We start from the raw sequence: 14,983 nt of genomic DNA on the forward strand, positions 1-14,983 counted from the left end.
TCTTTAGGTTAGTATAACCTCTTAGCAGCTGTCCAATTTTATTATGCCACTACACCAAGACACCTATCTACGCCATTACTAAGTCTGCAAATACTAATCTCGACAATAATATCTTCGATACTGCCAATACAAGCGCTTATATCGACTATACCATTATTGTCAAAAACGAAGGTAATGCTGATGCCAAAGCCTTTAATATCGTAGACGCGTTACCTACTGGATTGATAGTCCTTACTACAACTGCACCTACTTCCGTTGTCACTGGCTCTACTTCTGGTACTGCCTCTACTGCTGTTACGCCTACTTTCACCGGCAGCAATAACAACAAGATAGTTAATGTTATCGGTCAAAACTTGAAGCAAGGTGAGACGATCACAATTACTTTCCGTGCTATCAAAGATTCTAGTGTTACAACAGCTAGTGGTGCAGATTTAGTCAATTACGCTCAAGTAAATGACGACACTCTTAACGATACTGGGATAACTAATGCTGATTTAGTAGATAGATCAGATGACAAAGGTACTGAAAATAATTACGAAGATACGAAGTTACCTGTAGATAAAGATGGTAAGGATGATAACACTGACGCTACTGTTTCTACCCGTAACCAAGTACGTAATATCACCATTTCTGATGATCTTAAAAAAGAAGTAGCGTTAGTTAGTACTGGTAATATATATCAATACACCATTAAAAACGAAGGTACTGATGTTACAGAAGCAGATGCCCTTGGTGAAGTACTATTTTCAGTTAACCCAACCACCCCTATTGCTGCAGTCGATATCGTTCGAGTATTCGTAGATGGTGGCAAGAGCGGCACCAAAGACGGTGTATACAATGTAGACGATGATATTTTATTAGATCCTACAGTATCTAACGGAAATCAATATGATCTGAACAAGGCAGTGATTGTTGGGCTAGCACCTAATGCAGAAGTTATCATTAGTGTAGAAGTTAGCAGTAACGGTGTAAGTAGTAATGTTAATGGCGCGACTACTAACATTGATACTTCTGAAGTGATGACTATCACTGTATTACCACAAACCACTGTAGACGGAACAGCAGCCCCTTCTAATAAAAACACTACCTCTACTACGACATTAAGAGGCCTAAACCTACTTAAGTCTCAAGTTATTGCTGCTTGCACAGGCGTTACGGCAAATTCACTTACCTATGTAAGCACTGAGCTTAGTGGTAAGCCTGGACAATGTATCTACTATAAAATCATTGCTAAAAATACTTTTACTGAGACTAATAAAACGCTAAATACCGTTGTTGTGACCGATATCTTTGATACCAAAAAAGTCGCGTACAACACCACTAGCTTTTCGTCTGTAACAGATAATGGCTCAGCTGTTGCTAATGGTAATTATGCATCACCAATGCTCACTGGTACATTTAATAGTCTAAAGCCTTCAGAAACAGGTACGGTTTATTTCTCAACTAAAGTCCTTGAAACTGGTGCGGCTGAATAACTTCAATATTTACACCATATATCTGGCGTAAATTTCTATAAGCAGCAAAAGTTGCTTATAGATCCCCTCTAGCTTGACCTAATTCTTTTATATTAGCCAAGCTAGAGAATCTCTACCCTTACCCTCACTGATATTTTATTGGATAAGCGACATATGACTCTATCTACCATGACACCGTCTAATCGTACTGCATTGTGTTCAGCGAAGATCTCTGCGCTGTCATTGGCAATGTTGCTTATGCAATCAAATATCGCGATTGCAGCTGATGCAGCAAACCCTAAGCTGCAAATTATCAACAATATTGCAAATGCTAGCTATAACGTCAATAACCAGACTGACGTCACAATATCTAGCACCTCAAACCAAGTACAAGTCAAAGCCTCAGACCTTCCTGAATACGGTATTGAACTTACTCAACAGCCGTTACTTACCGTTATGCCTAACGCCTTGGTCAACTGGGTAAACGTCCTAAGCAATACCAGCTATAGCAACCAGACTGTTGAGCTAACATTAGCTGTATCTCCAACGCTCTCAAACTTAAAAGTCTATCAAGATCTAAATAAAAACGGCGTCGTTGATAATGGTGATACTGAAGTTATTTTCGATAATTTAAGCGCACAAATCAAACTTGGACACAGTGAAAGTATCCAGTTTATCGTGCAAGCTTTATCAGATGTTAATGGCAAAAGTGGCGATACTGCAGATATTAAAATTGGCGCTGTCGTTCTAGAAGACCCATCCGTATCGAGTGTCAACGCGATTGATAGACTGATCATCGTTGAGCCTGAAATCAAATTTACAACGCCTAAGTTTGACGAAAACAAAACCACCTCGCAAATCGATGAAAATGTCTATATCGATGCCAGCTATGCGCAGTGTAACGTTCAACTAGATAAGCCAGATCAAGTATGGGTCACGATTACCTCTTTGTTGACGGGTGACAAATACGCATTGAAAGCGATTGAGACGGGCAATAGTACTGGTAAATATCAGCTATCAGCACCAACACAAAACAATGCCAACGCTGTCAATGACAAATTTATTCAGACTCTAGCAAATGATACGTTGACTGCAAGTCTAGACACCTGTATCGCGCCTTCTGTCGGCACTGGCGCTGAGCAGCTACCAAGCGAAGGTGACTTCACCGTACGTATCGATGACTTAGATACACAAATCAATATCGTCGATGATAGCCCAAGCTTAGTCGTCACCAAAGAAAGCGACGTTAAAAGCGCTGAATTTGGTGATTATGTTAGCTACACCATTAATATCACCAATAGTGGCAACTCTACCGCTTACGATGTGCAACTAAAAGACGCCCTACCACGTGGTTTTGCTTATGTAGATGGTAGTGTACGTGTCAACCAAACTACTGATATCAATATCGACCAAGCGCAAACCACTGAGTTTAAAGCTGATGGTAAATATCAGGTGCTAAATTTAGGTAATATGGCAAATGGCGAAAGTAAAAAAATCACTTATCGTGTCTTAATCGGTGCTTCATCATTAGGCGGTGATGGCATCAACCGCGCGACTGCCGTTGCTAGCAATGAACAAGGTAAAAGCTTAGTTTCAAGAGAAGCACAGTGGAAGATTGAAGTAGAGCGCGGCGTCATGAATACTGATGGCATCATCATCGGTAAGGTCTACCACGATATCAACCGTGATGGCATTCAACAAAAAGAAGATGGCGAACTTGGCGTTGCAGGCGTGCGTATCTACATGGAAAACGGTAACTTTGTCGTGACTGATCCTGAAGGTAAGTATAACTTCTATGGTGTCAGTGCCAAAACTCACGTCTTAAAAGTTGACCGCACCACCATCCCTCACTCAACCGAGATGGTCACCCAAAGTAATCGCAATGCTGGTGATGCTGGCAGCCGTTTCGTTGACTTAAAATATGGCGAATTACATCGTGCCGATTTCGGTATCGTGGTCGGTATGGGCGATAGCACTGAGCGTTTGAATACGGAGCTTGTCGCTCGTAGCAAATCAGTAAGCGCTAAGAATGATAGCCTTGAGCAAGCAGTAAAAACCGAGCTAACCCTAGATCCTGACTACAATCGTGACTACGATGATAATGTAGACGCCAGTGGCTGCAACATCAATGGCGACTTAGATCTGGGTAGCAACTGTGACTCTGCTATCGTCAATGAGATAATCAATCCAGCCGCCAATCGTGTTGATATGACCGTAACTACGGTAGCACCGCCAGTAGAAAAAGAGCTGGAAGAATATCTCAAAGAAGTGGCTAACAATGACGTGGCTTTTATCAATTTAAACGAAGGTCAACAGCTCAGCACTTATAAACAAATGGTACAGGTGCAAGCGCCACTGGGTTCAATATTTACACTATATGCCAATGGAAAAGCAGTATCAGAACAACAAATCGGCAAAACTGCTGAGCAAGAAAAACAGAATGTGACTGCCTTTGATTACTATGCGGTCGACTTAAAACGCGGCAACAATATCTTGCGCGGTGTCGCTACTGACGTGAATGGCAAAATTATCTCTGAGCAAACCATTAAAGTATCAACGCCGAACAGTTTACAAGCCATTGACTATCGCACTCAAGCGCAGCTAGTACCGGCAGATGGTGTTAGCGATTATCAAGTCGTTATTAGCCTAAAAGACCGTGATGGCCGTCCTTATATCGCCTCAACACCTATCACTATCGATACCAATATCGGCCGTATCAATCTTAATGACAGCAGTAAAGATCAAGCTGGTACGCAAGTTATTGTCTCAGGTGGCGAGCTACTCATACCCGTGACTGCACCAAGTGTACCGGGTAAAGGTGAGTTGGTCATCGACACTGGTAGCAGTAAACAGATTATCCCGTTACAATTTACCGCGCAATTACGTCCTCTCATTGCCGTCGGCATCGTCGAAGGCGCGATCTCACTTAAAGACTTTGATGGCAGCAGCATTACTGACGCCCAAGGCGCTTTTGAGCAAGAGCTCAATGATTTCGCTGGTAACGATGACTATACCGCTTCTGGTCGCGCCGCGATGTTCCTTAAAGGCAAAGTACGTGGCGATTATTTGCTCACTTTGGCTTATGATAGCGACAAAAAAGGCGAGCGTCTGTTCCGTGATATCGAGCCTGGTGAATACTATCCTGTCTATGGTGATTCATCAGCCAAAGGCTTTGATGCGCAATCTACCAGCAAACTCTATGTGCGCTTGGACAAGGGCCGCTCATTTGCTATGTATGGCGACTTAAAAACTCAAATCGATAACGATGAAGGTATTAAATTAGGTCAATATAACCGTACGTTGACTGGCCTAAAAGCCCAGTATGAAGATAGCAATACTCGCATTACTGCCTTTGTCGCGGAGACGAGTACCAGCCAGCGCGTCAATGAGACTCGTGGTCTTGGTATCTCAGGCCCTTATCCATTGGCTGAAAACTTTGATGCCGTATTAGAAAACTCAGAAACTGTCGAAGTGATCACTCGTGACGCCAACAATCCAGGCTTGATCATTAGCCGTGAGACCCTTACCCGCTTTGCTGATTATGAAATTGACCCTATCAGTCGCAGCTTATTTTTAAAAGCCCCTATCGCTAGCCAAGACATCGATGGCAACCCTATTTATCTACGAGTCACTGTAGAAGTAGATGAAGGTGGCGAAAAATACTTGGTCGGTGGCATTGCTGCCAAGCAGCAGTTGACTGACAAAGTCGCCATCGGTGGTAGCTATGTCAACAGTGATGACCCTCTTAACAAAGAAGAGCTGGCTAGCGTCAACAGCGTTATCAAGTTTAACGATAAGCTAAAACTGGTCGCTGAATACGCGATGAATAAAGCTGAGAATCCAAATTTTCAGCCAAGCAATCAAATCAATGCGACAGAATTAGACGGTCAGGACGCAGAAGGTAATGCCTTGCGTATCGAGCTTGACTTTGATAACAAGAAAAACACTCGTGCCAAAGCTTATTATAACGATACTGACGAAGGTTTCGTGACTGGTGCCTCGCCGCAGACTGCTGGGCGCGCTGAATCGGGCGTCGAAGTCACTCATTTAATTAATGACAAAAAGACCGCGCTAAAACTAGAAGGCGTGCGCACTAAAGATCATACCACTGATGCTAGCCGCCAAGGTGTCTTAGCCAGTATTGAACAGCGTTTGAGCACCAACATCGTTGGCGAGATTGGCTTACGTTATTATAAGCAAGATGCAACGGCAGCTTCACGCAATATCCAAGCGGTAACAGACGTCGTAGATGTGACTGACAACACTATCTTTAATGACGATATTATCAATCAATCGGCGCTAAATAATGTCAGTGATTCTGAAAAAGATATTGAAGGTACTACCGCCCGCGCTCGTATCACGGCACGGTTACCAAAGCTCAATGACTCTTTAGTGTTTGCAGAATATGAGCAAGATATTGATAACAGTAATCGTAATGCCACCTCCATCGGAGGCGAGACGCCGCTAGGTGGTTTAGGTCGCCTATACGCCCGTCATGACTTGATCAACAGTCTATCTGGTAGCTATGGTCTTGATGATACTGAAGAACGCCAGCGTACCGTATTTGGTTTTGACGCCAATTACATGAAAGACGGCAAAGTCTATAGCGAATACCGCATGCGCGATGCTATCAGTGCCCGCGAAGCGGAAGCTGCTATCGGTCTAAAAAACAAGTGGTATGTTCAAGAAGGTCTGACTTTAAATACCTTATTTGAGCGCGTTGAATCTCTTGAAGGTGAAGAAGATAACACGGCAACGGCGGCAGGTATCGGCGCTGAGTATCTTGCGAAAGAAGATTACAAAGCCTCAGCGCGTTTTGAGAAGCGTTGGGGTGAGACTAGTGACACATTGCTAGGTAGCGCTGGTATTGCTTATCGCTATACCGATGATGTGACTCTGTTGGCCAAAGACATCTACTCACGCGTCGATTATGACGATGGCAATCGCACGATTAATCGCTTCCAGCTAGGAGCTGCCTATCGTGATTATGATAGCAATCAGTTAGACATGTTAGCCAAGCTTGAGTATCGCTTAGATGATAACAGTACGGGCGATGACGCCTATCAAAAAGACGCCGTTATTTGGTCATTGAGTGGTAACTATCATCCAACACGTCCGTTGACGTTATCAGGCCGTTACGCGGGTAAATATACTCAGTTTGATGCTGATAATATCAGTAGCGACAATACAGCCCATGCGCTTTATGCTCGTGGTCTATATGACATCAGTGAGCGCTGGGATATGGGCTTGCAAGCAGGCACTTACTGGAACAAACAAGCAGATGATATGTCTTATATGCTCGGTGCGGAAGTGGGCTATAGCCCGATGACCAATCTTTGGTTGTCACTAGGTTATAACTTCATGGGCTTTGAGGATGAAGACATCGCTTATGACGATAGCACTATGGAAGGCGCTTACTTTAGATTACGTTTCAAGTTTGACGAAGACCTATTCAAACGTGATGATCCACGTAAGAACCAGCGTTTGACGACTCACTCTACATTGTAATTTATCCCCATTGTCGTGTTATCATCTGACGACAATGCGGGCGTTATCGCGCTGTTCATCATATTATATGACAGATATATTTTAATAAGCGATGAGAGCAGCGCCAAAAACCGCAAGTACCAATACCAATATTGATACTGATCCGCTTAATATGAGGTTTTGCATCATGCCTAATCATGCCAACAAAGCAGCCCATTATAAACAGCCTATAAAGGCTTTGTTATCAACCGTTTTCTTCCTGACAATGACCTCGGTTGCATCGGCGAGTCATCATACGCCTAAAGTGGCAGTAACCCATGACGCTACTCACTGTGCCAATGATGTTCAAACTCAGTCTCACCACCCAAAATACCAAAGTACGCGCCAACGTGCTATGAACTGTATGTTGACAGAGTTACAAGCGTATCAACAAGAAAACATGAGCGCACGTCAACAATACTTTGCCTATAAAGCTCATGCTTGGCTCAACTATGCCCTCCATCAAGACAGCATGAATAGTCGTTCACCTGCTGGACAGCAAGCAGCACAGGCAGCAGAGACGATTTTGACTACCTTAAAAAATGGCAAGGAACAAGATCTCAACCTTATTCAAGACATACCATCAAACTCTGCTCTCATGCGCCCCGATCTATGGGCAACCTTAAGCGCGCTAAAAGATAGCGGTGGTATCGAGTCAGCACCACGAGAGATAGCTTTCAGCGAGGTCGCTTTAATTTGGGCCGCTACGAACCAATGCGAGCGCGGCTGGCGGGAATCAGGCATCCATTTTCGCATGGCAGATCGTTGGCTTGAACAAGCCCGCGAAGCTTACGTCAATACTCATGATTCACAGACCAACGTCGCTTTGGAAGAGCTGATCGTCAGCTATTATAAGCAATATGAGACATTAGATGCGAGCACTGATAGTTGCCGTGGGCAAGTATTGACGCCTATCCGTTAAGTCCATTACTACCACTGCTCATCAAGGCAGTCAATACAAAAAAGCCGACATATGATGTCGGCTTTTTTGTATTGACTTAGCAGACATTAGAGCATGTTAATCACACTCTAATGTCTATACATCACCTAAATAGCGAAAAAACTAGCGATTCTTACGCGGTAGCTTTTCTGGTAGATAGCAACGCAAATAAGCGATAAACGCAGTGTTTGCTTCTTGGATATATTCATTGGTAATGCTTTGATGACGACGATAAGACAATGTGAATATCGCATTAATAATGCTATAAGCAATCAATAGCGTGTCTTGAATATCGTGGAAACTCGGCATCTCATAGCGCTCTGATAAACGCTTATAAACCAAATCGACGATTTGATGATCGATATCTTCACCAAAACTATCACCTTCAAAATCAGGCGTGTTCGTGTCATAAATGAGCTTGGCTTTGGTTTCGTCGTTATGGAATATCGTTACACAATTATCAATAAGCGCCGTCAAATAGCCCTGCCATCTGTCATAATTACCAATATCGACTGTTTCTACTATTTCTAATATTTCGATAGCATTCAAAAAACGCAATGCTAAAAATATCGCTTCGATGTTAGGAAAAAAGTGATAAGCAGAAGCTCTTGGAATGCCTGCTTCTTCACATACAGCCGCCAAAGTAATGTCATTGATAGGTTGTGTTTCACTTAACTTCTTAGCACCAGCCAAAAGTTTTTGACGGCGCGCACGGCCTTGTTGGCTGGTAAACTTGAACTTATTCGGTACCAGTTTTTTTGCCAGTTCCGAATCTACCAACACATCTTCAATCTTTTCGTCTTTATTTTCGCTCATCATAAGTCTCTTAATGTTACACCCTATTTTATAAATATAATCTTCAATAGATAGTATTCGCCCTAAATTGAAGAATTACATCCTATTAGCTAATAATGCAGCACTGATATTAGCGCTACTATGTCTAATGGAGAGGCATCATAAACGCTTGTACACTATCAAGCAAGGGAGATAAATGGGTTAAAAATTAATGTATAGGTCAACCATTTAATAGCGTTAACCACGTAATGTAAAAAATTTAATCATTGAGTTTAATTTTCGCTCTTATAATACCATGATCGATGACTCTATCTGCATAGTCCCACTTTAAATGGTCATTGAAATAGTCTACTCTTTCAACCTGACCTAGTGAAAACTTGCTATCAGGAAGAAACTCTTCTGAAACAAATAATTGATCAATCACTTCTGGCATACCTTGATATATATGGGTATATGCCACATCTTTCATCCAACCATAGCGTGCTTGGATACGCGCAGCATCGAATAATGCAACATCGCGCATGCCTTTATCGTAATTAACTTCACCAGTCTCAGCCATCAATTGGGTAGTGACGCTACCAGTGACATCGTTCATATCACCTAACAAAATCAATGGCTCACGAGTATGACGTAAGCGCTCTATAATAGATATGCGAATAGAGGCTGCTTCTGCGGCGCGCATACATAAGCTACGGAGCTTGGCACGGACTCGAATATTTGGATCGTCCATGTCTTCTAACAAATTGCCACTTTCATCACGCAAGAAAAATGCCCGTTTACTTTTTAGATGCGCCGTAATAATCGTTATCGGTTGACCAAAGGCATCGACCCGTACTACTAATGGTGGACGATTAAAGCGCTGGTAAGGACCAATATCAGGGATATCAATCACCGCTTTTAGTGCAATCTCTTCAAGCAAGCGGCTTTCTAATTGCTCAAAGCGACTAATGATACCAACGGCAGGAGTATTTTGTGCCCCTTTGCCATGGGTATAAGGGCTTGAACGGTCGTTACTTGCCAACGGAACAACAACATGCTCGGGCTTAAATCCCAACGACACCGCCAATGCTTCAAGCGCATTACTATCCCAGACTTCTTGTACCGCAATAATATCAGCATGTGCTTTTGCTAATAAATCGGTGATGCCGCTTAGCTTGTGCTCGTATTCATCGTTACTGTAAGCTGGCGCATTGTCATAATAAATTCGGTTAGGGTTGGCAAAATTGAGCAAGTTGGCAGTGGCGATATAGAATTGTCTGGCGCTTTTAGCTTCCGCATTATTGTTCATAGATTACCTATCATTTTTATTCTAGAATATTGCTTCCAAAGATGATTGGCTGTTTAATATATTCATACTTAGTAATATACAGCAAAAAAGCCTCCAAAGAAATCTTTGAAGACTTTAAAATAGCATAAATTGAAAGTATTTAGTCTATCAGCAGACCCAAGTCTACAATCAGACTAAGCCCAGTGATAAGGTAGTAAGCTTATATACTGTCTACTTACTTAAATCAAATGTGCTGTTAGTTTCGCTTATTAAGATACACGATTCCATGCGTCATACGATGCTTTGCGTGCCTCTTCCCACTCCATGCGTGATTCACCTTTTACTTCATGCCATGAGCGCTCTAATTCAGCTTCATGGTCTTCAAAACGTGCATCCGCAGGATAACGAGCACGGTTGGCGTACCCTACTGCATAAGCTGGATGTAGATCACGGTCGAAGTCATAACCTTCTTTGTAATAATCAACATTTGCATATTCTGCACGCCAGTAAGCTTCTTCACGTGTTGGATCAATTGCTTCTGCTGCTGCATGTCCTGCACCGCCACCAACGATAGCACCAATCGCACCACCAATAAGTGTGCCAAGTGGTCCTGCCATTGTACCGATTGCTGCACCCGCTGCTGCGCCGCCAAGACCACCAATAGCTGTGCCTACTGGATGCGAACCTGGCTCACCTGTAATGATATCAGCATTCAGATCCTGCTTAGCTTCTTTTGACATATGCTTTACTTCACTGCGATCAATACCGTCATAGTTACTCATAATTTTATCCTTAAATTAATTTGTTATATTTTAGATTTATTAAGTGCTAAAAATTAGCAGTCTTACTCGAATCATGTGTTACTTGAGTCGCCTAAAGTATAGAAATTTATGGATAACAACAGATAGATAGGTTGTGTAAATTGTGTCCAGATTGCGATTGCCTTGCGTTACAGCCTGTATCTTTATAATGATTTTGTAGGACAGTGAAGCTGTTTTAAGTAATTTTTCATTGAGTTGTTACAATATTTTAACGTGTTTATTCAATACTTATAAGGATGTCAGTGCTCTATCGATGGCTCGTTGCCACTTATTCAGATGTCGTTCACGGATATCACTGGACATTTGGGGTTCAAAAATCCGATCGACTTGCCATGATGCTTGCATCGTCCCTTCATCATATAGCCCCGTTTTTAAACCTGCGAGTAATGCTGCACCTTTGGCAGTGATTTCTGTATCTCTCGGACGCAGGACAGGCACATCGAGTAAATCAGCTTGAAACTGCATCAATAAATCATTATTAGCCGCGCCGCCATCTACTCTTAGCTCAGTTAATGGATGAGGGCTGTCTTTTTGCATGGCAATGAGCACATCATAAGTTTGATAGGCAACTGCCTCTAACGCAGCACGAGCAATATGGGCTTTCGTCGTGCCGCGGCTCATACCAGTAATACTCGCGCTGATATCGGAGCGCCAATAGGGTGCTCCTAGCCCTGTGAATGCAGGCAGTAACACCACTTCTTCACTACTATCAACTTGGCGGGCTAAATCTTCGACTTCACTGCTGTGTTGAATCATACCCAGATTGTCTCGTAACCATTGGACAATAGCACCTGCCATAAACACACTACCCTCCAAGGCATAAGTGACTTCCTTTCTGGGTGGCTGCAGCATGCGTTTGCCTGACTGTACAATTTGATCGAAAGATAAATTGTCTGGACGAGTCGGTGTAGACTTTCGTTGCCAAGCGATTGTCGTTAGTAGTTTATGCTCGCTAAGTTTGGGTTTTTGACCAATATTCATCAGCATAAAACACCCAGTACCATAAGTGTTTTTAGCCATGCCAGCATCGAGGCAGCCTTGTCCAAAAAGTGCCGCTTGCTGATCGCCCAATACCGCTTGAATAGGAATTTGTTTGGCAAACAGTCCTTTTTTGGTTTTACCAAAGTCACCATCAGATGCTAGGACTTTAGGTAAAATATTCATAGGTATCGCAAAACGGGCGCACAGCTCTTCTGACCACTCAAGCTTGTGGATATCATATAATAAAGTACGGGAAGCGTTGGTCACATCAATGACATGCTCGCCACCAGTTAGCTTATATATGAGCCAACTGTCTATAGTACCAACCGCTATTTCTCCTCTGCTGGCTCGTACGCTCAATTTCGGATTGTGCTCTAATAGCCAAGCGATCTTACTGGCGCTAAAATATGGATCTAACCGTAGCCCTGTAATGCGTTGCACTTCGCTTGCCACATCATCATGGCTGTCATTCATCATGCCGCTGGCACTCTCAGCTGCGAGTGTTTTACAGTAGCTCGCCGTACGGCGATCTTGCCAAATGATGGCAGGGGCTAAAGGTTTACCCGTTTGCTTATCCCACATGACAATAGATTCACGCTGATTGGTGATCGCGATACTGGTGACGTCGGTAGCAAGTAGCCCTGCTTGATTAATCACATCATGGGCACAGCTAATCTGCGTTTGCCAAATTTGTTGCGCGTCTTGCTCGACAAAGCCCGCTTTTGGGGTTTGTAAAGTGGTGGGCTGCTGTGCCATTTTTATCGGACGCGCACGATCATCGTACAATATCGCTCGACTCGATGTCGTCCCTTGATCCAAAGCCAAAATATATCCTGCCATTACTCACATCCTATTTTGTCGCATTCATTTTTTACATTTATATTTTATAGTCGAGTTTTGATTGATAGCACGTACTTTTTGCGAGTAACGCCTATCGCAATAGCCAGTTTTATTTACATTAGCACTGCGCTAATGAGCAACTGCCGACAGTTAAAATAAATGCCGTTCATTTTAATCTTGCTCAATGCTATAAGGTGCTGAAATATAGCACACACCACTGTTATGTATAGTTTATAAGCTGCTTTGTAGTACAACAATCATCACTAACCATCATTTTCGCTGAAAGCTTTTAAAAGTGATCTAAAATCGATTTAAGTGCTAATGACTTGATAAACCTTTTATTATTAATTAACAAATGATGTTATTATTTGTCTTAACATCCGACCTCTAACATAAAATCATGGCTTATTCAACGCACAGTAAGCAAATACTGAGCATTGACCCGTCACCATTGTGCCACTACAGTGTAGCGCTTGTTATCCATAACAAAATACTGGCTTCTGTTAATGGTTGACCATATTGAACTGTTTGGACAGGGTTTGACCACAACAGTTGATATTTTTGATACTTTTTGCCTGACTCTAAAATACTTTGCATTCTAATTAATGGCTTATGTGACTTATGAAATTTGCTTTATCGACTCTGTCTACTGCGGTGATGACAATTACGTTCATGGGTTTAGCGGCGCCTGCTTTGGCAAGCGCTACTGATCATAATATCGAGTCACCGAATGAGGTCACAGCCGTTGCAGTGACGCAAATTATCGATGCTGATACTCAAAACAGTACTCAAAAAAATGAGATTCAAAATAGAAAGTCAACGACAGATACAGAGATGAGTCAAGCCGAGCAAAAAACTGGCTTAACAACGCTTATCGATCCCATTACCCATAAAAGTATTGATAATAGTTATCCATTAGCAGTATCTAGCCTGTTAAGCCTTGAGCAAGCTCAAAATATTTTATTGCAAGTGTCACCGAAACTGGCCGCCAATCAAGCGGCGATTGCTGCTAGTGAATATCAAACGGATGCGCTCAAAACTTTAGACAATCCATTGGTGTTTGCCCAATTATCAGCCAATGCTTACAACTTAGACGCGGATCTTGACTTATCATCATTGAAAAACGGTATTGTTAATGACGTTAACAATGGTGTCGATAATGTGATTCCGCCTATTCCACCGCTACCAGATTTGCCGAATTTTGGTGAATTGGTCGGTGAGCGTATCCCAGATTCTTATGAGTTAAAACGCTCAGGCTCAACGGCTGGTGCAGGTCTGGGCGTGGTTTGGCCCATCTATACTGCTGGACGTACCAACGCTTTGACAGGTGCTTCAAATGCCCGTACCCAAGAAGCCGTCGCAGACAGTCTATTGGATAAAAACGAGCTTTATAACACCCTGATTGAGCGTTACTTTAAGGCACAGTTGGCCATCATTGCCGCTTATTTACGTGAAGATGCTTATGATACCTTGCAGCAGACTGACCATATGGCGCAGCGGCTTTTTGAAGAAGGTTTTATCTCACGTGTTGATCGCTTAGAAGCACAATCTGCGCTTGCCGATGCAAAAAGTGAGTCCGTCAATGCCAATAACGATGCTCGTCTTGCGATGATGGCTTTACAGCGGCTATTGCGTACCGACTATCGTATCAAACCCACGACACCGTTATTCGTCTCTAGCCGTCCTTTACCCGATGTAAACTATTTTCAGAATTTATCACTCACCAATCACCCAGGTCTACAAAAAGTTGCCGCCAAACGCGCACAAGCTGAGCAGCTACATGCGCTATCAGATACTGGTCACAAGCCTACCGTCATGCTCTATGGCTACGGACAAATTGAAAAAGACCCCAGTTGGGTAGCCGGTATATCAGCCAGCTGGAAGCTGTGGGGTGGTCTTGATAAAAATGCATCACTCGCATCGAGTAATGCCAAAATACGCCAAGCGGATCTGTCTGAAATCGAAGTCAGTGACAATTTATTATTACTGGTCGAAAAAAACTGGCACGATGTGAATAATGCCCAATCTCGTTACCAGGCATTACAAAGCAATGTAGATCTGGCCGCAGAAGTCTTGCGTTTGCGCCAGTTGGGGCTACAAGAAGGTGTAAATACACCGATTGAGGTAGTCCAAGCACAAACGCAGTCGCTTAAAGCACGTACTGAACAAGCGCAAGCGGCGAACAGCTATGTACAATCGCTGGCCGCACTCATGCAAAGCTGTGGTACGCCTCTTGCCTTTAACGCCTATCTTAATGCTGCTGATATTCGATTACCGACTTTGTATACTGAGTAATGATTTAATTTGAAAATGATAGATAGTGTGGATAAGCGTTTATATAGTTGATTCTATTTTAAAG

Annotated in this window: 8 protein-coding genes; 4 read left to right on the forward strand and 4 right to left on the reverse strand. The window is 42.9% G+C overall.

Going from position 1 to position 14,983, the window contains the following annotated elements:
* Nucleotides 1-221 precede the first annotated feature (221 nt).
* From I3252_RS03490 to I3252_RS03500, 3 genes are all read left to right on the forward strand, one after another.
* Nucleotides 222-1,475 (forward strand): hypothetical protein, encoded by a 1,254-nt coding sequence (locus I3252_RS03490; RefSeq protein ID WP_238034241.1) that lies wholly within the window; start codon nt 222-224, stop codon nt 1,473-1,475.
* 153 nt (nt 1,476-1,628) lie between these two features.
* Nucleotides 1,629-6,962: an SdrD B-like domain-containing protein gene (locus I3252_RS03495; protein WP_238034242.1), complete on the forward strand. Its 5,334-nt coding sequence runs from the start codon at nt 1,629-1,631 to the stop codon at nt 6,960-6,962.
* 166 nt (nt 6,963-7,128) lie between these two features.
* Complete coding sequence (locus I3252_RS03500; protein WP_238034243.1) at nt 7,129-7,902, forward strand: hypothetical protein; 774 nt, start codon at nt 7,129-7,131, stop codon at nt 7,900-7,902.
* Nucleotides 7,903-8,043: 141 nt separating this feature from the next.
* On the opposite strand, the gene I3252_RS03505 is transcribed toward I3252_RS03500, so the two are convergent.
* The 4 genes from I3252_RS03505 to glpK form a co-directional block, all read right to left on the reverse strand.
* Nucleotides 8,044-8,736 (reverse strand): TetR/AcrR family transcriptional regulator, encoded by a 693-nt coding sequence (locus I3252_RS03505; RefSeq protein WP_055124242.1) that lies wholly within the window; start codon nt 8,734-8,736, stop codon nt 8,044-8,046.
* 238 nt (nt 8,737-8,974) lie between these two features.
* Nucleotides 8,975-10,003, reverse strand: coding sequence for an endonuclease/exonuclease/phosphatase family protein (locus I3252_RS03510; protein WP_238034244.1), 1,029 nt, complete (start codon nt 10,001-10,003; stop codon nt 8,975-8,977).
* 248 nt (nt 10,004-10,251) lie between these two features.
* Entirely contained in the window at nt 10,252-10,764 is a 513-nt protein-coding gene (locus I3252_RS03515) for a hypothetical protein (RefSeq protein ID WP_045446919.1), read from the reverse strand.
* A gap of 267 nt (nt 10,765-11,031) precedes the next feature.
* Nucleotides 11,032-12,624 (reverse strand): glycerol kinase GlpK, encoded by a 1,593-nt coding sequence (gene glpK, locus I3252_RS03520; protein ID WP_238034245.1) that lies wholly within the window; start codon nt 12,622-12,624, stop codon nt 11,032-11,034.
* A gap of 621 nt (nt 12,625-13,245) precedes the next feature.
* Here glpK and I3252_RS03525 point away from each other — a divergent pair.
* Nucleotides 13,246-14,919: a TolC family protein gene (locus I3252_RS03525; protein WP_238034246.1), complete on the forward strand. Its 1,674-nt coding sequence runs from the start codon at nt 13,246-13,248 to the stop codon at nt 14,917-14,919.
* Nucleotides 14,920-14,983: the final 64 nt, after the last annotated feature.

Origin of the sequence: Psychrobacter sp. Ps4 (genome assembly GCF_022129285.1) — a bacterium.
In the GTDB taxonomy this organism is placed as follows: domain Bacteria; phylum Pseudomonadota; class Gammaproteobacteria; order Pseudomonadales; family Moraxellaceae; genus Psychrobacter; species Psychrobacter immobilis_A.

Coding starts and splice junctions, on each gene's coding strand:
- I3252_RS03495 (WP_238034242.1), top strand. CDS start 1,629: ATGACTCTATCTACCATGACACCGTCTAATCGTACTGCATTGTGTTCA.
- I3252_RS03500 (WP_238034243.1), top strand. CDS start 7,129: ATGCCTAATCATGCCAACAAAGCAGCCCATTATAAACAGCCTATAAAG.
- I3252_RS03505 (WP_055124242.1), bottom strand. CDS start 8,736: ATGAGCGAAAATAAAGACGAAAAGATTGAAGATGTGTTGGTAGATTCG.
- I3252_RS03510 (WP_238034244.1), bottom strand. CDS start 10,003: ATGAACAATAATGCGGAAGCTAAAAGCGCCAGACAATTCTATATCGCC.
- I3252_RS03515 (WP_045446919.1), bottom strand. CDS start 10,764: ATGAGTAACTATGACGGTATTGATCGCAGTGAAGTAAAGCATATGTCA.
- glpK (WP_238034245.1), bottom strand. CDS start 12,624: ATGGCAGGATATATTTTGGCTTTGGATCAAGGGACGACATCGAGTCGA.
- I3252_RS03525 (WP_238034246.1), top strand. CDS start 13,246: ATGAAATTTGCTTTATCGACTCTGTCTACTGCGGTGATGACAATTACG.